The sequence below is a fragment of the Chryseobacterium phocaeense genome (assembly GCF_900169075.1).
Classification (GTDB): domain Bacteria; phylum Bacteroidota; class Bacteroidia; order Flavobacteriales; family Weeksellaceae; genus Chryseobacterium; species Chryseobacterium phocaeense.
The window spans coordinates 1,297,209-1,323,549 of sequence record NZ_LT827015.1; the positions used below are offsets into that span (position 1 = coordinate 1,297,209).

Sequence of the window (26,341 nt, forward strand, 5' to 3'; positions counted from 1 at the left end):
TATCATGAAAAAAGCTTATTTCTTATTGGCCATTGCAGGATTGGGTATCAATGCCTACGGACAGAAAACCATTGATCAGAAAGTGGCAGAACTTCTGTCTAAGATGACCCTGGAAGAAAAAATAGGACAGATGGTCCAGTACAGTGGTTTTGAATATGCTACAGGACCTCAGAAATCCAATTCGGCAGCCGTCCTTGAAGAAATTAAAAAAGGAAAGGTAGGTTCAATGCTTAATGTAGCCGGAGCGGATGAAACAAGAGCTTTCCAGAAGCTTGCCCAGCAGTCGAGACTTAAAATTCCGTTGTTGTTCGGACAGGATGTTATTCATGGATACCGGACTACTTTTCCGGTCAATTTAGGCCAGGCAGCGAGCTGGGACCTTGGAATGATAGAAAAATCTGAAAGAATTGCGGCTACAGAAGCTTCCGCATACGGAGTCCATTGGACTTTTGCTCCAATGGTAGACGTTGCCAGAGACCCGAGATGGGGAAGGGTAATGGAAGGTTCCGGTGAAGATACCTATCTGGGAACAAAGATCGGACTGGCAAGAATCAAAGGGTTTCAGGGAAAAGGTTTGGGAAACCTTGATGCGGTAATGGCCTGTGCCAAGCATTTTGCGGCGTATGGCGCGGCTGTTGGCGGAAGAGATTACAATTCGGTAGACATGAGCCTTCGGCAATTGAATGAAACTTATCTGCCTCCGTTTAAAGCAGCAGCAGAAGCGGGAGTAGCCACGTTCATGAATTCATTTAACGACATCAACGGCATTCCGGCTACAGCGAATACCTATATTCAGAGAGATTTGCTGAAAGGAAAATGGAATTATAAAGGTTTTGTGGTTTCAGATTGGGGAAGTATCGGGGAAATGATTCCTCACGGCTATGCCAAAGATGCAGGTGAAGCAGCTGAAAAAGCGGTATTAGGCGGAAGTGATATGGATATGGAAAGCCGTGTGTATATGGCCGAGCTGCCCAAACTGGTTAAAGAAGGAAAAGTAGATGCAAAATTTGTGGATGATGCTGCGGGCAGGATTTTAGCCAAAAAATTCGAGATGGGACTTTTTGATGATCCCTACAGATTCAGTGATGAAAAAAGACAGAAAGAGCAGACTGATAACCAGGAGAACAGAAAATTCGGAAGGGAATTCGGTTCAAAAAGTATCGTCCTGCTGAAAAATAAGGAAAATATTCTTCCACTTTCCAAAACTGTGAAGACGGTCGCTTTAATCGGTCCTTTCGGGAAAGAAACGGTGGCCAACCATGGATTCTGGTCTATTGCATTTAAAGATGATAATCAAAGAATTGTGTCCCAGTTTGACGGAATTAAGAATCAGCTGGATAAAAGCTCCACTTTATTATATGCAAAGGGCTGTAACGTAGATGACCAGGACAGATCAATGTTTGCAGAAGCCGTGGAAACAGCAAAAAAAGCTGACGTAGTGATTATGACATTGGGAGAAGGTCATGCGATGAGCGGTGAAGCCAAAAGCAGAAGCAATATCGGTTTTTCCGGTGTGCAGGAAGAGCTGCTTAAAGAAATTGTGAAAACAGGAAAGCCTGTTGTTCTCATGATCAATGCCGGAAGACCTCTGATTTTCAATTGGGCTGCGGATCATGTACCTGCCATCATGTACACCTGGTGGCTAGGAACCGAAGCAGGGAATTCTATTGCTGATGTTTTGTTCGGCGCCGTAAATCCGGGTGGAAAACTTCCGATGAGCTTCCCAAGAACCGAAGGCCAGATCCCGGTGTATTACAACCATTACAACACAGGAAGACCAGCAAAAAATAATACAGACAGAAATTATGTTTCAGCCTATATTGATTTGGATAATGATCCGAAATTTCCGTTCGGATATGGCTTAAGTTATACAGATTTCAAATATTCTGATATGATATTGAGTTCAGCAAGCCTTAAAGGAAACCAGACATTAAATATCAATGTCACGGTGTCTAATACCGGAAAATATGACGGTGAAGAAGTAGTCCAGCTGTATATCAGGGACCTTTTCGGGAAAGTGGTAAGACCGGTAAAGGAACTCAAAGGTTTTCAGAAAATATTGATCAAAAAAGGAGAAAGCAGAAAAGTAGATTTTAAACTGACTCCCGAAGACCTGAAATTCTTCGATAATGACCTGAATTTTGACTGGGAAAGTGGAGATTTCGATATTATGATCGGAACCAATTCCCAGGAAGTACAGACGAAAAGAATTACATGGATTAAGTAAAAGGTTTCGGGCTGGGCTTTGCCCAGCCCGAAACCAAACAAAAAAAATCCTACACAATTGAAAGAACAGAATTGAATGAAAAACAGAAATATTCAATAGGGTTGGGCTTTAGCCCAACTTATTTTAAAACAAAAAGAAAACGGCTTTAGCCAAAATCTAATCTATTCATGAAAATAAAATCTTCCCACATCATTAATTTCTGTACCGCAGGGATACTGGCTTTTTCCATGCTGAGCTGTACCACAAACAACGCGTACTCCGGGAAAAAACTTGTATGGAGCGACGAATTTAACGGTACAGGACTTCCGGATCCCAAAAAATGGAATTACGATGTGGGCGGAGCCGGATACGGCAATAACGAAGCCCAGTTTTATACAGAAAGAAGATTGGAAAATGCCAGACAGGAAAACGGAAATCTGGTTATTGAAGCAAGAAAAGAGAAATGGGAAGAGAATAAATATACTTCCGCAAGGCTTTTGACAAGAGGGAAGTTTTCCTTTCAGTATGGAACCGTTGAAGTCAGGGCAAAGCTTCCCAAAGGCCGTGGAACCTGGCCAGCCATATGGATGATGAGCGAAGATATGAAGAAATGGCCGGATGACGGAGAACTGGATATTATGGAACATGTAGGATTTAATCAGGGCTATGTTCACGCTTCGGTTCATACCAAAAAATACAATCATATTCAGGGAACGCAGAAAACGGATACTTTAATGGTCAAAGATGTCAGTGAAAAGTTCCACATCTATAAAGCAGACTGGACGCCGGAAAAAATTGATGTCTACATAGACGGACAGAAGTTTTTCACGTATGAGAATAAAGAGAAAACCTATGAAGCATGGCCGTTTGACCAGCCCTATTTTATTATCTTAAATCTGGCAGTTGGCGGATTCTGGGGTGGAAAGGAAGGAATAGACGATTCTGTTTTTCCACAAAAATATTACATAGATTATGTAAGGGTTTATCAAAATAAATAATGAAGAGAGGACGGTTTCGTCCAAAAACAGAGAGAAATTATGAAAAAACTAATTGTGAGTTGTTTTGCGGTAGGGGTGTTTTTAAATGTCAATGCACAGAACTACTGGAAAAAAAATGCTGGAAAAACCGCTAAAGTCATTCTTACGAGTGCCAAAACTAATGAAAAAATGGCAGATAAAGGAATGGTTAAGTTTGAGAAATTCGGACAGCCGAAAGAAACGGATGCGTGTATTTTTGTAGATCCGGATTTTAAATATCAGAAGCTGATAGGAATCGGCGGAGCCATTACGGATGCTTCTGCAGAAACTTTCTATAAAATGCCGAAGGATAAGCAGAAAGAAATTCTTGAAGCCTACTTCGGGAAAAACGGTCTGGGATATACGGTAGTCCGTACCAATATGAATTCCTGCGATTTTTCCAGCGATTCTTATACCTATGTGGAAGATAATGATACGGCTTTAAAGACCTTCAATATTGCCCACGACGAGAAATATAAGATCCCGATGATCAAAGAAGCGCAGAAAGCTATTGGGAAAGATTTTACGTTCTATTTTTCACCCTGGAGCCCTCCGGCATGGATGAAATCAAATAAAAGTCTGTTCAAAGGAGGAAGACTGGAAAACCAGTATTACCAGACCTGGGCAGATTATTATATTAAATTCATCAAAGAATACGAAAAAAGAGGGATTAATATCTGGGGGCTTACCGTACAGAACGAACCCATGGCCACACAAACCTGGGAATCCTGTATCTATTCTGCCGAAGAAGAAGGTGAGTTTCTGAAGAATAATTTAGGACCAACACTTTGGAAGAACGGCTATAAAGACAAAAAAGTAATGATCTGGGATCACAACCGGGATCTGATCTATCAAAGAGCTACTACTACCTTAAGCGATCCTGAAACCTCAAAATATGCCCACGGAATCGGGTACCACTGGTACGAAACCTGGAATAATAAAACCCAGCTTTTCGATAATTTATCGGAAACCCAAAGGGCATTCCCGGATAAGTTCCTCGCTTTTACGGAAGGCTGTAAGGAACAGTTTAAGATGTCCGGAATTTATGATGTAAGCTTAGGAGAGCTGTATGGCAGAAATATGTTGAATGATTTCAATAAAGGAACCGCTTTATGGACGGACTGGAATGTTTTGCTGGATGAAACCGGAGGGCCCAACCATGTAGGAAACTTTTGTTTTGCTCCCATCATTGCCGATACCAAAACAGGCGAAGTACATTACACCTACGAGTATTACTATGTAGGTCATGTTTCAAAATTCATTAAACCGAATGCCCGGAGAATAGGAAACTCTTCCAACAGAGCTGCTTTGACATCCACAACCTTCATGAATGAAAACGGTCAGCTGGTGACCGTCATTATGAATGACTCTGAAAATGACATAGAAACCAATCTCTGGATCGAAGGCATGGCTGCGAAATTATCAGCACCCGCTCATTCCATACAGACCGTAATATTATAAGACTTGATGAGTATCGTAATGGTGATATTGGCCTAGGAAGCTGGAGCGTTAAGAAAAATAAAATCTGATCCGTTAAAAAATTCCCACTGTCTGAGTGCGGGTAAAATATTAAACCGGAGCAAATACAGTAAATCCGCACGAGTTTGGATTTTAGGAGCATATTTTATTTTTTAGCGAAAGATTTCAGCCTTGAATTTTTGGTTCATTTTGTTTTAAGACAAAAGAACAAACAGAAGAAAAATAATATTAATTATCCAGCAACTTCATATTGATTTTTTTAATAGAACCGGCGGCCTCGCAGAGGCCGCCGGTTTACTTTTGCAATATTTTTAAATAATGTTATTCAACATCATATTTGCTGATCACTTTTTGGGTAACTCCCGAGCTGCTGAAACCTCCGTCATGGAAAAGGTTCTGCATCGTTACTTTCCTGGTAAGGTCAGAGAATAGAGTAACACAGTAGTCTGCACATTCAAGAGCCGTAGCATTTCCTAGTGGAGACATATCCTCCGCATAGCCCATAAATCCTCCGAAACCTTTCACTCCGCTTCCTGCAGTGGTCATCGTAGGAGATTGGGAAACCGTGTTCACACGTACTTTTCTTTCGCCCCAATAGTTTCCGAAAGTTCTTGCGATGCTTTCCAGATAAGCCTTGTTGTCGGACATATCATTGTAATCCGGGAATGTTCTCTGAGCTGCAATATAAGTAAGCGCCAGAATACTTCCCCATTCATTCATACAGTCTTTCTCCCATGCCACACGCATTACTTTATGGAAAGAAACGGCTGAAATATCCCAACCTTTCTCCAACCAGTCGTAATTCATTTCTGTATAATGTTTTCCTTTTCTAACGTTGATAGACATTCCGATAGAGTGAAGGATAAAATCGATTTTTCCAAATTTTGCTACAGCGGCATCGAAAAGTTTTTCAAGATCTTCAACAGAGGTCGCATCTGCAGCGATCACCTCTGAACCTGTTTTTTCCGCTAAACCATTAAGTTCTCCCATTCTCAAAGCAATAGGGGCGTTTGATAAGATAAACTCAGCACCTTCCTCATGACATCTCTCTGCAACTTTCCATGCGATTGATTGCTCATTAAGGGCTCCAAAAATAATTCCCTTTTTGCCTTTAAGTAAACCGTATGACATAATTTTTTAATGTTTATTTAATTACAAATGTAGCAATAATTTGTGTTTGGGACATCATAAAAATGGAGCCTTATTGATTTAAGACTCCATTTTCTTGAAAATATTTATACGACTGAAATTTTAGTTGGTTTTCTTATTCCATTCTGCCTTTACATCTTCTGCGGCATCTTTGGTTTTTTCCCAGGCTTCATTGGCCTTATCTTTAATATCTTCCCATGCGTCGGAAGCATTGTTTTTTACCTTTTCAAACCAGTCTTCCTGGTTAGCTTCCTGGTCATTATTCCTTTTTTCATTAATATAATCCTTTGCTTTCTGTGCAAGATCCTCTATTTTCCACTTTGCATTGTCTGCTGCATTTTTAAGAGAATTTTCTGTGTTGTTCACTGCATCTTCCGCCTTGTTGTATTCTGAATTGTTCATAATGTAATATTTTATTGTTGTGTACCAGTAATTAAACAAGAACCATTCCTAAAATTACCGGACCCTGTTAAACTTTTCTTAATCTTTTGTTATACTTTTCTAAATCAGTTATACCTTTAATATAAAATTGAAGCTATGGAAAAAATACGTTGCGGCTGGTGCGAAAAGGACGACCTCTACAGAAAGTACCACGATGAAGAGTGGGGAAGACCCGTTTATGACGATCAAACCATTTTCGAATTCCTGATTCTGGAAAGCTTTCAGGCCGGGCTGAGCTGGTATACCATTCTTTCCAAAAGAGAACATTTCAGAAAAGCTTTTGATCAGTTTGATTACCGGAAAATAGCCCTTTATCAAGATGATAAAATTGAGGAGCTTATGAATGATCCCGGTATTATCAGAAACCGGCTTAAAATAAAGGCAACTGTTACCAATGCACAGAAATTCATGGAGGTGCAGGATGAGTTCGGAAGTTTCTCAGTTTATATCTGGGGCTTTGTAAACGGGAAACCACAGGATAATAAACCTGAAACTTTGCAGGATATTCCTGCCATTACGCCAATTTCCGATGCTTTATCAAAAGATCTTAAGAAAAGAGGATTCAAATTTATGGGATCTACCGTAGTGTATGCCCATATGCAGGCCACCGGAATGGTTAATGATCATATAGAAAGTTGCTTTACCAGAAAATAATTGTTTTCGTTTATTCAATTTCGAGTGATGTTTTTTATAAATAATGTAATTGAAAGTAGTTTTTTAAAACTCTAAAGTATTCTTTTATCCCCACAGGACGCAGGTTTGTAATATACTCATACTGAAAAATGTTTCATTTAATAGTGATTAAACGCACGTTTAATCACTATTAAATGAATTTTTTATTGATTTGATAATTAAAATGCGTATTTATTGAAAAATTTGTATATTTGCACCCTCGAAAATTAAACTATCAATAATAAGCGATGCATAATATACTTAAATCTAAACTTCTCCTTTTTCTTGTGCTTTTTTTATCAACTCATTTTGCATACGCACAGGTGGGGATTGGTATTTCAAGCCCTGATCCATCTTCAATGCTGCAGGTAAGCTCCAATAATAAAGGAATGCTCCTTCCAAGCATCGCTTTAAAGTCATCTACGGACCAGGTTACCATTGCAAATCCAGCAGAAGGATTGATTGTATGGAACAATGGCTCAGGAAGTTTAGCCGAAGCAGGTTTCTATTATTGGAGCAAAGCGAAATGGAATATGCTTTCTGTAAATACAGGAAACAGTGGCAACGGGACCAATGGCGGCGGAATTACACCATTGTCTGCATGGAATAATTCAGCGACAAACAGTGGTAATTCAGGAGGTGCAAATACGAATCTTTCTCTGGGAACCAATACTTCTGATGACCTTGTTTTTAAAGTAAATTCCACAGCAGTAGGAAGATTGGGGGTGAATAATTCCATCAGCTTCGGAACGGCAGCCAATGCAGCACAGAACGGGATTGCCCTGGGGAATTCCAGCAGTGCTTACCAGGGAATTGCAATCGGGACCAATACTTCCGTTACAGCCAACGAATCCGTAGCATTGGGAGCCAATTCAAAAATATCCGGATACCAGTCAACAGCAGTAGGATACAATGCAAAAGTAACGGTCAACGAAGCAACCGCCATCGGGAATAATGCTGAAGCATCGGGTTTTCAGTCTATTGCATTGGGATATAACGCAAAAACCACTACTAATGATGCCACAGCCCTGGGGAAAAATTCTACTGCATCAGGTTTTCAGTCGGTGGCAGCAGGATATAATGCAAAAACAACATCCAACAGTGAAACCGCAATTGGTTATAACGCTTTAACGAATAATCAGAATTCTACAGCAGTAGGTTCAGGTGCCAATGCATCAGGCCAGTTTTCTACTGCAATAGGCTATGGGGCTTCAACTTCACAGGCTAATGCCATAATCATAGGAAATATGAATGCGAACGTAGGTATTGGTACCGGATTCCCGAATGTTTATGCTAAGCTTGATGTGAATGGATCGTATAAGCTTGGTGAAAAGGGGAGTGTGCAAAAAAATCAGATTAGTTTTGAAGCCTGGCCTTCAGTTTCAGTGAATAATCTGGCCCCGGGGAGATCTGTTACAGTGGAAATTCCGGTTCCCGCTGAGTTACAACCTGGTTCTACAAGAGCGGCGATTGTAGTGTCTCCCGCCGGAGATTTTGCAGGGAATGCTTCTTTTTCCATTTCCAATCCAAGAATGACGTCGACTTCAAAGGTGACGATCAATCTTACCAATATCTCAGGAAGCACTGAAAGCCTGTACTCCGGTCACTTTTATGTGATGATCAATGAATTTTAAGCATAAATTGCTTTAATTTTGTTGTCAATATCTTAGAAACTTCCGGGACGATGACGGGAAGAGGTTTAAGATATATATTCAGACATCTTAAAAATTTATGAAGAAAATCGGAATTATAGGCTGCGGCTGGCTCGGAATCAGGATTGCAGTTTCCATGTCGGGAAGATATAAAATTTATACTACTGCTACCACGAAGGATAAAATAAAAGAGCTCTCTTCCCAGGGATTCAATGCTTCATTGGCCGGCTTTCCGGATTACCAGCCGGAAGAAAAAATAAAACAGTGGAACGAAATTCATGATATGGATGCCGTGATCATTACCGTCCCGCTTTCAGGAAAAAACTGCTGTGCAAGTTCTTTATACAACAGAATCCAGCATTTATCATCATTTATTGGCGATTTTAATGGACAGATATTCGTGATGAGTTCTACGGGCGTCTATCAGGACCTGCCTGGAGAATATACCGAAGAAAGTCTTTCTGTGGAAAGTGTTCAAGGCGAAAGACTGATCAGGAATCAGTATCATCAGACTAATATTCTGAGACTGGCAGGATTAATGGGCGATAACCGACTTCTTAAAAACTACAATATCACCAATCTGAAAGCTCCTGTCAACCATATTCATTACAAAGATATCTGCCGTGTTATTGAACAAATGATTGAGGAAGGTTCAGCAGGAAAGCTTTATAATGTAGCGGCACCACAGCATCCGTCAAAAGGTCAGGTAATGAATGCTCAGAAAAATCTGCCGCCTTCAGAAGAAACACCAAGCGAGGGGAAAATAATTTTGTCCTCCAAACTGGTTTCTGAACTGGACTTTATTTTTGAATACCCGGACCCCACAACATTTCATTTAAATAATCCTCATCAACAATATTAAAAAATATAGTTAGATCTGCTCCATCTGCTAAATCTGCGCGAGAAATTAAATTTTCTTTTTCGCGCAGATTTAGCAGATGGAGCAGATCTAACTATATTTTTTAACCCAACCTATAAGGTTTAGTGAGTTTGCTTTCAGGAATAAGATCCCGAAATGTTTTTTATCTGATAATTCTTTCCAGTACCCAGTCGATAAGGTTTTTCTCCGAAGCATGGTGGTCTGCAGAGAATTCACCACGCCTTCTGTTAGCGATAACATTATTGACGGTAATGGCTTTGTGACCTAATAATTTAGAAAGAGCATAAATGGCGGAGGTTTCCATTTCAAAGTTAGTAACCCCAAGATCATTTAACGTTTCCAGGAATTGATCATCAACGGCTTTTAAACGCAGCTGTCTTCCCTGAGGCGCATAAAACCCCGGGAAGGTAGCGGTATTTCCGTGGTATTTTGCATCTTTATAATATGCTCCCATTTCCTCTGCCCAATCTGAGAAGTAAAGCATTGGCTTGATTCTTTCGTAGGGAAATTTTTCCATAAAGCTTCTGGAGAATTCATTTTCAAAGTTGTAATCCTGGTAGAAATGCATCAAACCATCCAGTCCCACAACGTTTTGGGTAACCAGCATATTGTCAACCTGCACATCAGGGTTTACGCTTCCGCAGGTTCCCATTCGGAAAAGCTCAAGGGCTTTGTGCTCCGTTTTGAATTCCTTTTTTTTAAGATCAATATTCACCAGGGCATCAAGCTCGTTCATCACAATATCGATGTTCTCGGTTCCGATACCTGTGGACATTACGGTAATTCTTTCCCCGCGAAGTGTCCCGGTATGGGTGTAGAACTCCCTTTTATTTTTTTTGATCTCTACTTTATCAAAGTATTTTGAAACTTTTGCTACTCTGTCAGGATCTCCCACAAGGATGATCTTATCAGCAATATCTTCAGGTAAAAGATTTAAGTGGTATACACTTCCATCATCATTCAGAACCAGTTCTGAAGCAGCAAGTTTATTCAGCATAATGTATATTTTTTGTTTTTAATCAATGAAAATAGCTTCTTTGTAAGGCGATCCGGCAAGGTCATAGATGGTGTCGTATTCTTCTACAATCCTTTTTTGTCCCTGGAAAACCTCATAGACTGTGATCACGGTCTTTTCAAAATTTTTCGGATCTTTTCGCTGGGAAGTGATTTCGTAGAACTTATCTCCTTTTTTCAGAACGGAAACAATTTCTTCTTTGGTGGAGTTATTGGATTCCATCATACCCGGGAAGTCCATTACGATATCTTTAAGATCTGTGTATTTTTTGTAAGGTTTTGTAACCCCGTTTGAATATACATACACATTGGGAACCTGTTTATCTTCTTCAAGACGGATCAGGTAATAATCGTTACCTTTTTTCTCTGCATAAATAGCCATCTCTTTCTTTTTCTGTGCATAGGTACACATTGAAAGGAAACCCGCCGCAAAAGCGAATAGAACTTTTGTTTTCATAATAATATTTTGTTTTTTATTTTGATGAATAATGTTTTAAAACCTCTCCCAATACCTTCCGTCACCATTTTTTACTGCTTTTGGAGTGTTTGCAGTCTCTAAGTATAATGAATTTGATTTTGGGGTTTAAAATTAATAAAAATAATTCATCTGAAATATAAACATTTTTTAATCTGTAATTAAAATTGAGATAACATGGAAACGATACTTTTGCGCCTAAAAATTAATGAGATTATATCCGCTGCTGGCTGTGATTGTACTGATCGGTTTTGCCGTCATGTCTTTTAACCCTGTTGATAAGGGAAGAGAAAACGATAATACCTTTGTCAATAAAGGCTTGTCTGATTTTAAAAGCAAGCTCGACCAGCTAAAATCAGATGTGTATAAATTCTCAGATGACGGGATTTCTATTGAAGAACTGAGGAAATCTTTGAGCAGTACTAGGAATTCATTCAAAGAAATCGAATTTTATATAGCCTATCACTATCCCGAATTTACAAAGACCCATCTGAATGCAGCTCCGCTCTTTCATATAGAAGCTGCAGGAACTTCTGCATACACACTGCCACCGGAGGGGCTACAGGTTCTGGATGAACTGATCTATTCCGATGAAGCCGCAGATGAAAAGGAGAAAATTAAAACCATTACAGACTTTCTGTACAATTCCTACTCGGTTTTTTATCTGAGTTCCGTAAAAAACGGAATTAGCAAAGGAAATAACAAAACACTGCCCCTGAGAATAGAACTGATCAGAATCTATACCCTTGGCGTTACAGGTTTTGATACTCCCGGTTCACTGAATATTTCGGAAGAAGCAGGTCATGCATTCACCGGAATAAAAAAATACATCAATGACGATGCTTATTTTAAGAACTATAATATCCGGAAAGCTGATCAGCTCCTTTCCGAAGGAATACATTATCTTGCCGGCCACAAAGATTTTGAGACATTCGACCGGATTGAATTCTATAAAAAATACATCCAGCCTCTTTATGAAGAATTTGGAACATGGGATGGAAGGGAAGATGATCTCAAAGAATTCTCCGGCTGGAATGTAAAGAGTAAAGGTCTTTTCAGCAGCGATTTTCTGGATCCTTATTTCTATACCCTGCTGAAGCCTTCAGAAGATAGCCAGGAGCTGCGCAGTTTGGGGAAATCTATTTTCTATGATCAGAATCTGAGCGAGAATGGTAAGATGAGCTGTGCAGCGTGTCATCTTCAGGAAAATGCGTTTACAGACCTTAAGGTAAAATCCCAGAGCAATGTGGAAGGAAAAACGGTTTTAAGGAACTCCCCATCGCTGTACAATGCCGTTTTTGCGAAAAGGTTTTTTTATGACCTTCGGGCTTTCTATCTTGAACAGCAGGCAGAGCATGTGATCTACAATGATGATGAATTCAATACCAGCTATGAAGATATTATTAAGAAATTAAAAACAAAACCTGAGTATAAAAAGGCTTTCCGTACCGCATTTAAAGACGGTAAAGTAAGCAAAGAAAATTTCTCCAAAGCTTTAAGTTCTTATGTAGCCTCCTTATATTCTTTCGACAGTGATTTTGATCGTTTTATGAGAAATGAAAAAGAGATTTCCAATGAGGTGAAAAAAGGATACAACCTGTTTATGGGAAAAGCGAATTGCGCAACATGTCATTTTGCCCCTCATTTTTCAGGGTTGGTTCCCCCGTTTTTTAATGAAAATGAGTCTGAAGTTTTAGGAGTTACTACAAAACCGGTCAGCCAGCTTCCTGTTGAGCTGGATCCGGATTTGGGAAGGGGAAACAGCCCGGTCAGGAAAGAAAAATCATGGATCTATGATTATTCCTTTAAAACCGTTACGGTAAGAAATATTGCCCTGACCAAACCTTACTTCCACAATGGAGCCTTCAACACGCTGGAAGAAGTAATGGATTTCTATAATGAAGGCGGAGGTGAAGGATTAGGCTTACCGATGAAAAACCAGACTCTGCCACCTGACAAGCTGGATCTTACAAAGACAGAGATCAGTCAGATCATTGCCTTTTTGAATTCTCTGACGGATATTAGTAAATCTAAGTGAGGTTGGAGAGTCTGAGAGTCGGAGGGTTAGAGGGTTTGAGAGTTATGGTGTTTATGAGATTTAGAAGAGATGGGTTATAGAGCTTGTAATATCAGATTTTAATTCTCTTTTATAATCAGGATTTCCGTTCTGCAAAGTAGAATAATTTAGAGTTCAACAAAAAATCACATATCCAACGTCACTAATACTCTCAAACCCTCTAACCCTCCGACCCTCAATTTCTCCGACTCAAAAAACGAGATCATTTAACAATTATTTAATTCCCTTAACATTCGGTTTCAGATTAATTAATATTCCCGGACTTTTATTTAAAGTCTTATTAACAGAGGTGCCGCAGCAAAAAAATAGTTTTGCAGAGTCTAATAAATCAAGAAAAATGAAGAAAAAACTACTTACAATTGCGGCATTGGCTATGGTTGCCGGATTTAGTGTACAGGCACAGACTTTTTTATTCAATAAAAACTCTTCCTGGAGCTATAAAGACAATAACCAGGCGCTTGCAGATACCTGGAAAGGTCAGACATTTGATATTTCAAGCTGGACGGTTGGAAACGGACCTCTCGGATACGGAGATCCTGTAACTACCACTCTTAACTCCGGTCTTACTGCTGCTTATTTTGCCAAGGATTTTGTTGTAGATCTTGCAACACTTTCAGATAATATGGAACTGGGTGTGATGAGAGATGACGGAATCGTGGTGTATCTTAACGGAGTGGAAGTGGTAAGAGATAATATGCCTGCCGGAACTATTGCTTTCAACACGCCTTCCAGTACAACGATAGACGGTTCAGCAGAAAGTGTTTATAATATTTTTTCTATTCCAAAGTCTAAATTTGTAAACGGAACCAACAGGATTTCTGTAGAACTTCACAACAGAACCGGAGCCAGTTCAGATCTTAGAATTGATGCTTATTTAAAAACAACTACCCCGGTGGTCGTTAATCCCGGATGTACAGGAACACACATCAGCTGTTTTACATCCATTGTTCCGACCACGCAGACTAATAAACTGATCATTCCTGCGGAACATAAATACCAGTTGATCTTAAAAGAAGGAGATAACTATACCGAAGGAGGCGGAATGGTAGGCGGCCAGAATGACTTTACCGGATATGTTGCCAAATCCGGAAGCAGTACCAACGGATATCTTTCCGTGAACCACGAAACCAATCCGGGCGGGGTTACCATGGCTGAAATCAATTACAATACAACCACAAAACTTTGGCAGCTTACACGATCGAGAGCAGTAAGCTTCTCAGATCCAAGTCTGGTTCAGACCATCAGAAACTGTTCAGGAGGAGTTACTCCATGGGGAACTATTGTTACTGCAGAAGAATCGGTAACCTCCAATGATGTAAACAGTGATGGGTATAAAGATTACGGGTGGTTAGTGGAAATTGACCCGGTTACAGCACAGGTTTCTTCCAAGAACCCGGATGGATCCAAAGGAAAACTATGGCAGATGGGGATTATGAACCACGAAAATGTAGTGGTAAATAATGCCGGAACAACGGCGTACTACGGAGAAGACGGTGGAACTCACATGGTGTACAAATATGTAATGGATACTCCTAATGATCTTTCTTCAGGAAACCTTTATGTGTTAAAACTCGATCAGGGATTAAGCACTTCAGGAGATCCGGTAGGAACTACAGCAACATGGGTACAGGTACCTAATAAAATAAAAGCTGACCAAAACAATACAACAGCACTTGCCAATTCCTTAGGAGGAACCAGGTTTAATGGGGTGGAAGATGTAGACATCAGTCCGTTAGACGGAAAGATCTACTTTACAGCAAAAGGGTTGGATAAAGTATACCGTCTTCAGGACAACGGAACCACGGCTTCTCAGGTAGAAACATTTGTAGGAGGAGCTTCTACAGGTTATTCTTTCAACACGCCGCAGGGAATGAAAACGGAAGCATGGGGAGATGGAAATGATAACCTTACTTTCGATGAGCTTGGAAACCTTTGGGTACTTCAGGACGGAGGAAAGAATTACATCTGGGTTATTGCTCCGGACCATACACAGGCTAATCCTAAAGTAAGACTTTTCGCTTCTATGCCTGCAGGATCAGAACCTACAGGACTGACATTTACTCCTGATCATAAATTCGGTTTCTTCTCAATCCAGCACCCGGATTCTACGATTTCCACGGATATTGATGCCACAGGAAATACCATTGATTACAGAGGGAAATCCGCTACCATTGTTGTTGCTCTAAAGCAAAATTTAGGAACAGCCGGTTCATTGGGAACAGTTGAAACCCAAAATGCAGAAAATACAGTGGAGGTGGCTCCGAATCCTACTTCGGGAATGGTAAAAATCACTTCTCCTAAAGGATTGAAGGATATCTCAGTGACAGCTTACAGTATGGACGGAAAGATCGTTTACTCGAAGAAATTCAGTGGAGTAAACAGGCTGTTGGATCTGGATTTTACCCACCAGCTTGAAGCATCCCGTATTCTGGTTCTGAATATTGAAGCCGAAGGAGGTTTCCAGAAAACGGTGAAACTATTAAAAAAATAAATTATTAATACCTGTTTCGGGTGCGGCGGCGAAGCCGCCGCCCCGAAACTTATTCTTATGAAAAAAATTGTCCTGTTTATTTCTATCCTCTCTATCAGCTTTGCAAAAGCACAGATTGATCCTGTAAAATATCCTACATTTACAAGCATCGATGAGGCGTTAAAAAGCCCGAAACCTGTATATAGTATGAGTTTCAGGGAAAAAGGACTCTTTAACCTGCCTCCACGGATCTTAGAGCTGAAATCCCTATTTTTCCTGAATATCATGGGAAATAAGCTTGAAAAAATGGATCAGGAAATTTTTGCTTTAACTGACCTGGAAATCCTGAATGTAAATGAAAACAGCATCAAGTATATCCCGGATGACATCGGGAAACTGACCAGGCTCAATACATTCTCGATGAACCTCAATGGCCTGACAAGCATTAATCCTAATGTTTCAAAACTTCAAAACTTAAAAGCAGTTCATTTTGATGCCAACAACCTGAATGTTTTTCCAGAAGCATTGATGGAAATCCCGGCTTTGGAGGAAATTAACCTTCAGGGAAACCAGATCAGCAGTATTGCAGATCGTTTGTACAGAATAAAGAATTTAAAATTCCTGAATTTGTCTGAAAACCAGATTAATGATCTCGGGAATCTGTCATTTCCTAAAAACCTGAAATATCTGGAACTTCAGCAGAATGCAATCATAAAACTGCCGGAAAACCTGTTCAGGATACAGAACCTGGAATTCCTGAACGTAAGCAATAATCATCTTGAAGAAATTTCCCCCGCAATAAAGGGATTGAAAAACATAGTCAGCATGAATCTGGCTAATAATAATCTGAAAGACCTTCCTGTGGAAATCGGACAGCTGAAAAAGCTGAAGACCCTGATCCTGACCGGAAACCCAATAGAAAAAATAAAGATTGAACGATTGAAAAACCTTATGCCGGAAACCCAGATCTATTTCTAGACCTATCCGCCGACTCTTTTGGTTTTATATCCCATTTCTTTAAGGATATTCATTATCTTATCACGATTATCGCCCTGAATAATGATCGTTCCATCTTTCTCTGAACCGCCTATTCCCAAGGTGGTTTTTATTTTTTTAGAGATTTTCTTTAAATCTTCCTCACTGCCTTCCCAGCCTTCAACAATCGTTACAGGCTTACCGTTTCGGCCTTTTTTCTCAAATTTGCATACCAGGGGTTCCTGCTGCTTAAATTCTTCTTTAGGCATCTCAAAATCCTGTTCTTCGTGCTCAGGAAAAAGGTTCTTTAACTGATCTCGTAAATCCATACAGCAAAATTAAATTTTTAAACACAAATATCATCAATATTTTATCACAAATAACTGCAATCATTCACATCAGTAAACGATATCCCTGTGTGAAAATCTGCGTAAAAAAGATAATCAGCACGCGAATAATTCGTCCATTCATCGGAAATTAGGTAAATTTGTGTAACAAAAAGTTATACAAAATGTCAAAAAAAGCAATATTAGCAATCCTTGACGGATGGGGGCTGGGAACAAATCCTGAGGTTTCTGCACTAGACAAAGCAAACACTCCATTTATAGACAGTTGTTATCAAAAATTTCCACATACCACACTTGAAGCCAGCGGCCTGGCTGTAGGACTTCCCGCAGGACAAATGGGGAATTCTGAAGTAGGACATATGAATTTAGGAGCAGGAAGAGTAGTGTATCAGAATCTTGTAAAGCTGAATATGGCGGTTGAAAACGGAACACTGGGACAGCAGCAGGTCATTCAGGATGCTTTCGCATATGCTAAAAGAGAAAATAAAAAACTCCACTTTATCGGATTGGTTTCCAACGGAGGAGTACATTCACATATCAATCATTTAAAAGGTTTATTAACCGCTGCCCATGAGTTTGGAATGCACGAGAATGTTTTTGTCCATGCATTTACGGACGGCAGGGACTGTGATCCGCATTCAGGATTAGGTTTTATAGAAGATCTTCAGGACCATATGCAGAAAACAGTGGGAAAACTGGCCACCGTGATCGGAAGATATTATGCGATGGACCGTGATAAAAGATGGGAACGGGTAAAACTCGCTTATGATGCCATGGTGGAAGGTGTTGGCCTGCAAACTACAGATGCGTTGGCTGCCATTAAATCTTCTTATGATAATAATGTGACAGACGAATTTTTAAAGCCGATTATCCTCGTTAATACGACAGCAACTGGTAATGTAGTTCCTGTAGCTAAAATTATAGATGATGATGTGGTGATCTGCTTCAATTTCCGTACAGACAGAGGACGTGAGATCACCGAAGTTCTATGCCAGAAGGATTTCCCTGAGTATTTTATGCGGAAGCTGAACCTTCATTATATTACTTTAACGAATTATGACAAAACCTTCCGGAACGTACAGGTGGTATTTGACGAAGAAGTATTAAAGGAAACGATGGGGGAAATCCTTGAAAGAAACGGAAAAACCCAGATCAGAATTGCGGAAACAGAAAAATATCCCCACGTGACTTTCTTCTTTTCAGGAGGAAGAGAAGAGGAATTTGTAGGCGAAAGAAGACTGCTTTGCCCAAGTCCCAAAGATGTTCCTACCTACGATCTGAAGCCTGAAATGTCAGCGTACGATATCACCAATGTTATCGTTCCCGAACTGGAAAACGGAACGGCAGATTTTGTTTGTCTGAATTTCGCCAATACCGATATGGTAGGGCATACAGGTGTTTTTGAAGCAGCCGTAAAAGCTGCGGAAACGGTAGATAAATGCATCGAGAAAGTGGCTACGGCAGCGTACGAGAATGGATATGCAGTTTTCATTCTGGCAGACCACGGAAACTCAGATGTAATGATCAATCCGGATGGAACCCCAAATACCCAGCATTCTACAAACCTTGTCCCGTTCATTGTAATGGATAAAGACCATACCTGGAATTTAAAACCCGGAAAACTGGGTGATGTGGCTCCAACCATTCTGAAAGTAATGGGTGTGGAAATTCCGGAAGTAATGACAGGAGACATTTTAGTAAGTTAAATATTCAATAATATTGTCATAAAAATGTCGTTATGGTATCATTGGCGGTATTTTTGTATGATTTATATCAGACATTGGATGAGACGCATATGTTATTATGCGTTAAATAATAAATAAATCATATCTTTGCAAATTAAAATCTATTTAGTAAAATGTATCAAAAGCTTGTTAGGAAAGAAGTAATGGGAATATTGGAAAAGGAGGTCGGTTCTTTTCTGGATAAATTTTTAACGCCAATTGAAAAAATCTGGCAGCCTTCCGACTACCTTCCGGATCCTTCAAGCGCTGATTTTAAATATGACTTGGAAGAAATTCAGACGTTTGCCCGCGAAATGCCTTACGACCTGTTTGTAACCCTGATCGGAGACTGTATTACAGAAGAAGCTCTTCCGTCTTACGAATCCTGGCTGATGGGGGTAGACGGAGTAGATCAGGAGCAGAAAGAAATCGGCTGGGCCAACTGGGTAAGAGCCTGGACTGCCGAAGAAAACAGACACGGAGATCTTTTGAGTAAATATCTTTACCTGTGTGGAAGAGTAAATATGAGAGAAGTAGAAGTGACCACTCAATATCTGATTAATGACGGTTTTGATTTGGGAACCAGTATGGATCCATACAGAAATTTCGTGTACACAAGTTTTCAGGAAACAGCCACCAATATCTCTCACAGAAGGGTAGGTACATTGGCCAAACAGTCCGGAAACGGAAAACTGGCGAAAATGTGCGGAGTGATTGCAGCAGATGAGGCAAGACACGCAAAAGCATACAAGCATTTCGTAGCCAAAATCCTTGAAATAGACCCGTCTGAAATGATTCTTGCCTTTGAAGATATGATGCGTAAAAAGATCGTAATGCCGGCTCACATGATGAGACAGTCCGGTCAGAAAGCAGGCGAACTTTGGGGACATTTCTCAGATGCAGCACAGAGATGTATGGTTTATACAGGCCAAGATTATATCAATATCATGAAAGACCTGCTGGATGAATGGAAGATTGAGCACATAAAAGGTCTTAATGAAAAAGCAGAGAAAGCTCAGGAATATCTGATGAAACTGCCTGCAAGACTTCAGAAAATTACGGACAGAATTTCTACTCCGGACCTTCAGTTCCAGTTCAATTGGGTGAAAAGTTAGTCTTACGGACCATAATTATACAACTTAAGAGTGCCACTGTTTTTTGGCACTCTTTTTATTTCTTATCTTTGCACAGCTAAAAAAACAACAAAATGTTAAATAATAAAAAAATTGCTGTAGATTTTGACGGAACTATTGTGGATGATGCATACCCGGCAATTGGGAAAGCAAAAATATTCGCTTTCGAAACATTAAGAAAACTTCAGGCAGAAGGATACAGACTTATCCTTTGGACATATAGACACGGAAAAACTTTAGATGAAGCCGTAGAATTCTGTAAGCAGAATGGCGTTGAGTTCTATGCGGTGAATTCAAGTTTTGAAGGAGAAATTTTTGATTCCGAGAACCAATCCAGAAAACTGGATGCAGACTGGTTCATTGATGACAGAAATTTAGGAGGGTTTCCGGGCTGGGGAGAAATCTACAACATTATCCAGGAAAGAATAGAATTCAGGGTAGAAGGAAAAGAAGTTCTGGCTTATTCCAAACTTAAAAAAGAAAAGAAAAAAGGACTTTTCTGGTAGACAAATAATATAACAATTTAATAGTATAACAATGGAACAATAATGACTTATGACATTGTTACACTGGTACATCAATACATTGGTAAATTAATACAATGATTCAATTAAAAACAATAGAGGAGCTCCGCCTGATGAAGGAGAGTGCGCATCTGGTTTCCAAAACACTGGGAATGCTGGCCAAAGAAATAAAACCGGGAATCAATACACTATATCTTGATAAGCTTGCCCATGATTTTATTAAAGATCACGGTGCTGAACCTGCTTTTTTAGGATACGGAGGTTTCCCGAATTCTTTGTGTATTTCCCCGAATGATCAGGTCGTACACGGTTTTCCAAACAATGATATTATCAAAGAAGGAGATGTTCTTTCTGTAGACTGTGGAGTAATTCTTAACGGCTTCGTAGGAGATCACGCTTACACATTTGAGATCGGAGAAGTAAAGCCGGAGGTTAAAAAATTGCTGCAGGTAACCAAAGAATCCCTTTACAAAGGAATTGAGCAATGCATGAGAGGAAAAAGAATCGGGGATATTTCCCACGCGATTCAGGCGCATTGCGAAAAAGAAGGTTACGGTGTAGTGAGAGAGCTTGTAGGACATGGTTTGGGAAGAAAGATGCATGAGGATCCACAGGTTCCGAACTACGGAAAGCAGGGAAGCGGAAAAGTCATCAAAGACGGTTTAGCGATCGCTATTGAGCCGATGGTAAACCTTGGAACAGAAAAAGTAAAATTCCATAACGACGGCTGGACGGTAACTACCCTGGATAACCTGCCTTCTGCCCATTTTGAGCACGATGTAGCGGTGATCAATGGTAAACCGGTATTACTTTCCACATTCAAATACGTTTATGAGGCCTTAGGTATTGTAAGCGATGAAGAGAAGCCATTCCAACTGGATTTTTAATGAAGAAAGTAACCAAACTTTTACTCAATAAAATACCCCGCCCGATGCTGATCAAAATGAGCATCTGGGCGAGGCCATTGATTTATCAGTTCTTCAAAGGTGACCAGTTTTTTGATCCTATTGACGGGAAATCTTACCGGAAATTCCTTCCTTACGGATACGGAAAGCAGCGTGAAAATGCATTGTCTCCGGGGACTTTAAGCCTTGAAAGACACCGCCAGATGTGGCTGTATTTGCAGAATGAGACTGATTTTTTCATCAAAAATGCGAAAGTTCTCCATATCGCTCCCGAGCAGGAGTTTTTGAGGAAATTCAAGATGATGAAAAACCTGGATTATATTTCTGCAGACCTGTTTTCGCCCATTGTGGATGTGAAAGCGGATATCCTTGAACTGCCGTTTGCGGATGAAAGCTTTGATATTATCTTTTGCAATCATGTCCTGGAACATATCGTAGATGATGCAAAGGCCATCAGTGAGCTGTACAGGGTGATGAGGCCCGGAGGCTGGGGAATTTTCCAGGTTCCGATGAGGAATTCCTTAGAAAAAACCTATGAAGATTTTTCCATTACTGATCCTAAAGAGCGCCAGAAACATTTTGGGCAGTACGATCACGTCCGCTGGTATGGAATGGATTATTTCGACCGTTTAAGAAAGGCGGGTTTTGAAACAGAACCTAATTTCTATTCGAAGAATTTTTCAGAAGAAGAAATTAAAAAATACGGCTTAAGAGAAAACGAAATCTTACCCGTGGTTTTCAAAAAATAAAACAATAAACCCGTCTTTAAAGCAAAGGACGGGTTTATTTAATATAGATAGAAATTGTTTTCGGTCTTAGTGGGAAACAGATTTTAAACCTACTACGGAACCGATTAAGGTAACAATGAAAAATATCCTCCAGAAGCTTACGGGATCCTTAAAAAAGAAAATTCCCATAAGAGCGGTTCCTACAGCGCCTATTCCGGTCCAGACCGCATAAGCCGTCCCGATAGGCAGGGTTTGTGTAGCCTTGATAAGCAGCAGCATACTAATGGTCATAGTAACGAGGAATCCTGCATACCAGTAGTACATCTCAGATCCGGAAGTTTCTTTTGCTTTTCCTAAACAGGAAGCGAAGGCGACCTCAAATAACCCGGCGATGATTAAAATAATCCAATTCATTTTTTTTGATTTTCTCTGCTGCAAATTTCAGCATTTAAAAAGAGAAAAAATTTTACAATTGTTAAAAAATAAATTGAATATGCACCAATTATTAACTTCCTTAAACCTTAAACCTTAAACCTTAAACCTTAAACCTTAAACTCTAAACCCCGGAACCTTTCACTTCATCTCCGCACGTATTCTGCTCAGACTCACCTGTGTGATCCCAAGATAGGAAGCAATATGGCCCAACTGCACTCTTTTAAGAAGATCCGGCTTATTGGTCATCAGATCTTTATATCGTTCCAGTGAGGTTTTGAATTGTCTTGAAATAATCAGTTCTTCCGTTCTTACAAGCTCCTTTTCTGCAAATTTACGGCCCCAGTTGGCAATATGGATATCTGTTTCGAAAAGCTTTTTTAAATATTCCGTTTCCAGGACATACAGGTCACAATCCTCAAGAAGCTCGATGCTTTCGTAGCCAGGGCGGTCTTCCACGTAACTTTTCATAGAAACCACTGTTTCTCCCTCGCTTCCGAACCAGAAAGTGATATCATTGTCAGCGGTAGAGGCGTAGGCTCTTACTATCCCTTTTCTTATGAAATAGATATACGGAATAATTTTATCGGCTTCCATCAGGCAGAAAGATTTAGGATGTGATATTTCTGTAATGTATTGTTTCAAAGCATTTCTGGAAATTTCAGGAAGAACATAAATGCGGTCGAGAATCTGGTTTATATCCATAAAGGGAAGTCTATGATGCAAAAGTATTAGTTTTTTATTTTTCCTAAGAATATTTACGTCACTTCCAGGGTAATTTTAAATTTATAAAAATAATTTTGGATAAACGTTTAACCTAAATTTAAACTTACCTTTATAATTAAGTAATATATAATAAAACTAGAATTAAAATTTTATTTTTAATTGTTTGATTTTTAATATTTTAATTGTAGTGGTGATCTGTTTTGAAAAAAATGCGAAAGTACAATTAATTTTTACATAACCAAAAAATTTAGACGGTTGTTTTATTTGAAATTATAAAATATTTTGCAGGGCAAAACTGATATTTTGAAGAGAACTTCCATTAAAGATATAGCTAGAATTGCAGGGGTTTCCGTTGCAACGGTTTCCTATGTTTTAAACAAAAAAGAGGGCAGCCGGATCAGTGAGGCTACCCGCGAAAAAATTTTTGAAATTGCTGAAACGATTAACTATACCCCGAATAAAATTGCAAAAAGCCTTAAAATGAACAGAAGTAAGCTGTTGGGACTCATTTTGGCCGATATTTCAAATGATTTTTACTCGGGTATTGCACGGTGTATAGAAGACGAGGCCATGAAATTAGGCTACACGTTATTAATTGGCAGCTCAGATGAAGATCCTGAAAAATTTAAGAAACTTACAGAACTTTTCTCCGAACAGCAGGTAGACGGAATGATCATAGCGCCTGTCTTTAACTCTGATGACGCTATTAAAAGATTGATTAAAGAAAAATATCCTGTTGTAACCATAGACCGGTACCTTAAAAACATCAATATGCCCGGTGTGATGATTGATAATATGGCAATTTCAGAATCTGTAGGAAATTATTTAGCTGGAAAAAAGTTTGAAGAGGTTATTTATGTGGGCTATGACACCCAGCTTCCTCATTTACTGGAAAGAATGGACGGTTTTGAAAAAGGAATTACACCTGAAGTTTTCTGTAAAAAAGTTTTGGTCGGACTGGAGAATATTGCTGAAGAAGTGTTTCGCGGACTTGAATCAAATCTTGATCTTTCCAAAAAGACAGCTTTCTTTTTTTCTACCAATAAGCTTGGAATTGCCGGATTGAGGTACTTTTTGAAAAACAATATAAAAGTTCCTCAGGATGTTTCCGTTATTGCTTTTGATGAAACGGAAGCCTATCATCTTTTTCCTACAGAAATTAGTTTTGTACAGCAGCCTTTGACCGAAATGGCTAAAGAAGCAGTGAGGCTAATGGACAGCCAGATTAATAATTACTCGGATAACGGGAAAAAAGTAGTTTTTCCTGCCCGGCTGATCAATAATAAATCAGTCGGATAAAAAATAACAATACAATTAAACATTTAATCTATGATGAATAAAACTCCTTATATCGTTTGTTTTGGTGAAGTGCTCTGGGACGTTTTCCCTGAAGGAACTAAGGCCGGCGGTGCCCCGTTCAATGTGGCTTACCATGTACATAAGACGGGAACCGGCGTAAAAATGCTCAGCCGAATCGGAAATGATGAACTGGGAATAAGACTGACAGACCAGATCAGGAACTGGGGCATCACGGCAGATTATATTCAGATTGATGATAAACATCCTACCAGTACCGTGATTGCTAAAATTGATGAAGACAATGAAGCCACCTATGAAATTATCAATCATGTGGCGTGGGATTATATTGATTTTCTGCCGGAACATGAAAAGTTGGTTTCCGAAGCAGATGCTTTTGTGTACGGAAGTCTTTCCGCAAGAAACCCTAAAACCAGGGAAACCCTTCTGAAGCTTCTTGAATTTGCAAAACTCAAAATATTTGATGTCAATTTCAGACCACCTTTCATTGAGGTAGATTTAATCAAAGAACTCCTGCACAAAGCTGATATCGTAAAAATGAATAAAGCGGAAATGAGACGCATCATGGAATTTCTGGAAAAAGAATATGTATCTGAAGATGAAAGTGCAGCTTACATCAGGAACCATTTTGATATCAAAGAGATTATTCTCACAAAAGGGAGCAAAGGCGCCAGGTATTTTACAAGAGACGGCAGTTACAGTTTTCCCGCAGTCGCTATTCAGATTGCAGATACGGTAGGGAGTGGAGATTCATTTTTGTCAGGATTTATTTCAAAAAGGATTCAGGGAAAAAGTCCGGAAGAGATCATGAACGAAGCAACAGCGCTCGGTGCATTCATCACTTCAAAGCAGGGTGCCTGTCCGGATTACACCTACGGAGAATTTCAGCAGTTTAAGGACCAGAATTTGTAATTGCTCATCAAAACGTACAAAAGCCGCTGCCGGAAGCAAAATATTCAAAAGAAATCATATCAACTAAATTTTACGTAAAGCCTTTTCTGCACTGAAGGGCTTTTTATTTTAATTCTTTTGCCATTAACCTTATAGACCGATTTTGTTTTAGTAACTTTGCAGTTCGTAATATTATTGATATGCATAAAGCTGGATTTGTAAACATAGTCGGAAAGCCTAATGCCGGAAAATCTACCTTATTAAACCAATTAATGGGCGAGAAACTGGCTATTGTAACCCAAAAGGCCCAGACAACCCGCCATAGAATTTTTGGAATTTATAATGAAGAAGACCTGCAGATTGTATTTTCTGATACGCCCGGAGTTTTGGACGCGAAATATGGTCTTCAGGAAAAAATGATGGATTTTGTAAAGGATTCTTTACAGGATGCAGATGTGTTTTTATTTATTGTGGACGTCACGGACAAAGCCGAACCTTCGGAATTTTTAATTGAAAAACTGAATAAAATCCCGGTTCCGGTACTCCTTCTGCTGAATAAAGTAGACCAGACCACCCAGGAAGGTCTTGAAAAACTGGTAGATGACTGGCACAACAGAATCCCGAAAGCGGAGATTCTTCCTATCTCTGCCCTGAATGCATTCAATACGGATATCATTCTGCCTAAACTAAGATCCCTGCTGCCGGAGAACCCTCCTTACTATGATAAAGAACAGTACACGGACAAACCCGAAAGATTTTTTGTGAACGAAGCCATCCGTGAAAAAATCCTTTTGAATTATGAGAAAGAAATTCCTTATTCTGTAGAGGTGGTTACCGAACAGTTCAAAGAAAAAGAGGGAATTATTTTCATAGATTCCATTATTTATGTAGAAAGAGATACCCAAAAAGGAATTATCATCGGGCATAAAGGAGAAGCCATTAAGAAAGTGGGAACTGAAGCCAGACTGGACCTGGAAAAATTCTTTTCCAAGAAAATTCACCTGAACCTGTTTGTTAAAGTGAAAAAAGATTGGCGTAAAAACGACAGGGATTTGAAAAACTTTGGATACAGATAAACTAAAAAGTCCCGGAATTCCGTTCTATTAAA

24 protein-coding genes are annotated in these 26,341 nt (G+C 39.5%); 17 read left to right on the forward strand and 7 right to left on the reverse strand.

What is annotated here, in order from left to right; translation table 11 throughout:
- Positions 1 to 4: 4 nt before the first annotated feature.
- From B7E04_RS12490 to B7E04_RS12500, 3 genes are all read left to right on the forward strand, one after another.
- Entirely contained in the window at positions 5 to 2,227 is a 2,223-nt protein-coding gene (locus tag B7E04_RS12490) for a glycoside hydrolase family 3 N-terminal domain-containing protein (RefSeq protein ID WP_080778958.1), read from the forward strand.
- 167 nt (positions 2,228 to 2,394) lie between these two features.
- A complete protein-coding gene (locus B7E04_RS12495; RefSeq protein ID WP_080778959.1) occupies positions 2,395 to 3,204 on the forward strand; it encodes a glycoside hydrolase family 16 protein in 810 nt (269 codons plus the stop codon).
- Between the two features lie 39 nt (positions 3,205 to 3,243).
- Positions 3,244 to 4,683, forward strand: coding sequence for a glycoside hydrolase family 30 protein (locus B7E04_RS12500; protein WP_080778960.1), 1,440 nt, complete (start codon positions 3,244 to 3,246; stop codon positions 4,681 to 4,683).
- A 339-nt stretch (positions 4,684 to 5,022) separates the two neighbouring features.
- Here B7E04_RS12500 and B7E04_RS12505 read toward each other — a convergent pair whose 3' ends face one another.
- On the reverse strand, positions 5,023 to 5,832 hold the full coding sequence (locus tag B7E04_RS12505) for an enoyl-ACP reductase FabI (RefSeq protein WP_080778961.1): 810 nt from the start codon (positions 5,830 to 5,832) through the stop codon (positions 5,023 to 5,025).
- A 120-nt stretch (positions 5,833 to 5,952) separates the two neighbouring features.
- Positions 5,953 to 6,252 (reverse strand): hypothetical protein, encoded by a 300-nt coding sequence (locus B7E04_RS12510; RefSeq protein WP_080778962.1) that lies wholly within the window; start codon positions 6,250 to 6,252, stop codon positions 5,953 to 5,955.
- A 135-nt stretch (positions 6,253 to 6,387) separates the two neighbouring features.
- Here B7E04_RS12510 and B7E04_RS12515 point away from each other — a divergent pair, with 135 nt between their 5' ends.
- From B7E04_RS12515 to B7E04_RS12525, 3 genes are all read left to right on the forward strand, one after another.
- Positions 6,388 to 6,945, forward strand: coding sequence for a DNA-3-methyladenine glycosylase I (locus B7E04_RS12515; protein ID WP_080778963.1), 558 nt, complete (start codon positions 6,388 to 6,390; stop codon positions 6,943 to 6,945).
- Positions 6,946 to 7,250: 305 nt separating this feature from the next.
- A complete protein-coding gene (locus tag B7E04_RS12520; RefSeq protein WP_165439439.1) occupies positions 7,251 to 8,597 on the forward strand; it encodes a hypothetical protein in 1,347 nt (448 codons plus the stop codon).
- Between the two features lie 97 nt (positions 8,598 to 8,694).
- A complete protein-coding gene (locus tag B7E04_RS12525) occupies positions 8,695 to 9,477 on the forward strand; it encodes a Rossmann-fold NAD(P)-binding domain-containing protein (protein ID WP_080778965.1) in 783 nt (260 codons plus the stop codon).
- 160 nt (positions 9,478 to 9,637) lie between these two features.
- Here the strand turns inward: B7E04_RS12525 and B7E04_RS12530 are convergent, their stop codons facing one another.
- Positions 9,638 to 10,492: a nucleoside phosphorylase gene (locus B7E04_RS12530; RefSeq protein ID WP_080778966.1), complete on the reverse strand. Its 855-nt coding sequence runs from the start codon at positions 10,490 to 10,492 to the stop codon at positions 9,638 to 9,640.
- Positions 10,493 to 10,510: 18 nt separating this feature from the next.
- Entirely contained in the window at positions 10,511 to 10,966 is a 456-nt protein-coding gene (locus tag B7E04_RS12535; protein ID WP_080778967.1) for a hypothetical protein, read from the reverse strand.
- Between the two features lie 226 nt (positions 10,967 to 11,192).
- Here B7E04_RS12535 and B7E04_RS12540 point away from each other — a divergent pair, with 226 nt between their 5' ends.
- From B7E04_RS12540 to B7E04_RS12550, 3 genes are all read left to right on the forward strand, one after another.
- Positions 11,193 to 13,022, forward strand: coding sequence for a cytochrome-c peroxidase (locus tag B7E04_RS12540; RefSeq protein ID WP_080778968.1), 1,830 nt, complete (start codon positions 11,193 to 11,195; stop codon positions 13,020 to 13,022).
- A gap of 376 nt (positions 13,023 to 13,398) precedes the next feature.
- The gene (locus B7E04_RS12545) at positions 13,399 to 15,552 is read left to right on the forward strand and encodes an alkaline phosphatase PhoX (protein ID WP_080778969.1); all 2,154 of its coding nucleotides are present in this window, start codon (positions 13,399 to 13,401) and stop codon (positions 15,550 to 15,552) included.
- A 57-nt stretch (positions 15,553 to 15,609) separates the two neighbouring features.
- Positions 15,610 to 16,509, forward strand: a complete 900-nt coding sequence (locus B7E04_RS12550) for a leucine-rich repeat domain-containing protein (protein WP_080778970.1) — start codon at positions 15,610 to 15,612, stop codon at positions 16,507 to 16,509.
- A gap of 2 nt (positions 16,510 to 16,511) precedes the next feature.
- On the opposite strand, the gene B7E04_RS12555 is transcribed toward B7E04_RS12550, so the two are convergent.
- Positions 16,512 to 16,835 (reverse strand): translation initiation factor, encoded by a 324-nt coding sequence (locus B7E04_RS12555; protein ID WP_040999102.1) that lies wholly within the window; start codon positions 16,833 to 16,835, stop codon positions 16,512 to 16,514.
- 182 nt (positions 16,836 to 17,017) lie between these two features.
- Between B7E04_RS12555 and gpmI the strand changes: the two genes are divergently transcribed.
- The 5 genes from gpmI (at position 17,018) to B7E04_RS12580 (ending at position 21,888) form a co-directional block, all read left to right on the forward strand.
- Positions 17,018 to 18,559, forward strand: a complete 1,542-nt coding sequence (gene gpmI, locus B7E04_RS12560; RefSeq protein WP_080778971.1) for a 2,3-bisphosphoglycerate-independent phosphoglycerate mutase — start codon at positions 17,018 to 17,020, stop codon at positions 18,557 to 18,559.
- 152 nt (positions 18,560 to 18,711) lie between these two features.
- A complete protein-coding gene (locus B7E04_RS12565) occupies positions 18,712 to 19,692 on the forward strand; it encodes an acyl-ACP desaturase (protein ID WP_062652225.1) in 981 nt (326 codons plus the stop codon).
- A gap of 92 nt (positions 19,693 to 19,784) precedes the next feature.
- Positions 19,785 to 20,216, forward strand: coding sequence for a BT0820 family HAD-type phosphatase (locus B7E04_RS12570; protein WP_080778972.1), 432 nt, complete (start codon positions 19,785 to 19,787; stop codon positions 20,214 to 20,216).
- Between the two features lie 95 nt (positions 20,217 to 20,311).
- Positions 20,312 to 21,121, forward strand: coding sequence for a type I methionyl aminopeptidase (map, locus tag B7E04_RS12575; RefSeq protein ID WP_080778973.1), 810 nt, complete (start codon positions 20,312 to 20,314; stop codon positions 21,119 to 21,121).
- On the forward strand, positions 21,121 to 21,888 hold the full coding sequence (locus B7E04_RS12580; RefSeq protein ID WP_080778974.1) for a class I SAM-dependent methyltransferase: 768 nt from the start codon (positions 21,121 to 21,123) through the stop codon (positions 21,886 to 21,888). The genes map and B7E04_RS12580 overlap by 1 nt, the downstream gene beginning before the upstream one ends.
- A gap of 66 nt (positions 21,889 to 21,954) precedes the next feature.
- Here the strand turns inward: B7E04_RS12580 and B7E04_RS12585 are convergent, their stop codons facing one another.
- Both B7E04_RS12585 and B7E04_RS12590 read right to left on the reverse strand, forming a co-directional pair.
- Positions 21,955 to 22,281 carry a DMT family transporter gene (locus B7E04_RS12585; RefSeq protein ID WP_080780677.1) on the reverse strand — a complete coding sequence of 109 codons (327 nt, stop codon included), beginning with the start codon at positions 22,279 to 22,281 and terminating at the stop codon, positions 21,955 to 21,957.
- A gap of 159 nt (positions 22,282 to 22,440) precedes the next feature.
- Positions 22,441 to 23,004: a Crp/Fnr family transcriptional regulator gene (locus B7E04_RS12590; RefSeq protein WP_080778975.1), complete on the reverse strand. Its 564-nt coding sequence runs from the start codon at positions 23,002 to 23,004 to the stop codon at positions 22,441 to 22,443.
- 324 nt (positions 23,005 to 23,328) lie between these two features.
- Between B7E04_RS12590 and B7E04_RS12595 the strand changes: the two genes are divergently transcribed.
- From B7E04_RS12595 to era, 3 genes are all read left to right on the forward strand, one after another.
- The gene (locus B7E04_RS12595) at positions 23,329 to 24,324 is read left to right on the forward strand and encodes a LacI family DNA-binding transcriptional regulator (RefSeq protein WP_080780678.1); all 996 of its coding nucleotides are present in this window, start codon (positions 23,329 to 23,331) and stop codon (positions 24,322 to 24,324) included.
- Positions 24,325 to 24,354: 30 nt separating this feature from the next.
- Positions 24,355 to 25,254: a carbohydrate kinase family protein gene (locus B7E04_RS12600; RefSeq protein WP_080778976.1), complete on the forward strand. Its 900-nt coding sequence runs from the start codon at positions 24,355 to 24,357 to the stop codon at positions 25,252 to 25,254.
- A gap of 179 nt (positions 25,255 to 25,433) precedes the next feature.
- Positions 25,434 to 26,309 (forward strand): GTPase Era, encoded by an 876-nt coding sequence (gene era, locus B7E04_RS12605; RefSeq protein ID WP_080778977.1) that lies wholly within the window; start codon positions 25,434 to 25,436, stop codon positions 26,307 to 26,309.
- Positions 26,310 to 26,341 lie beyond the last annotated feature (32 nt).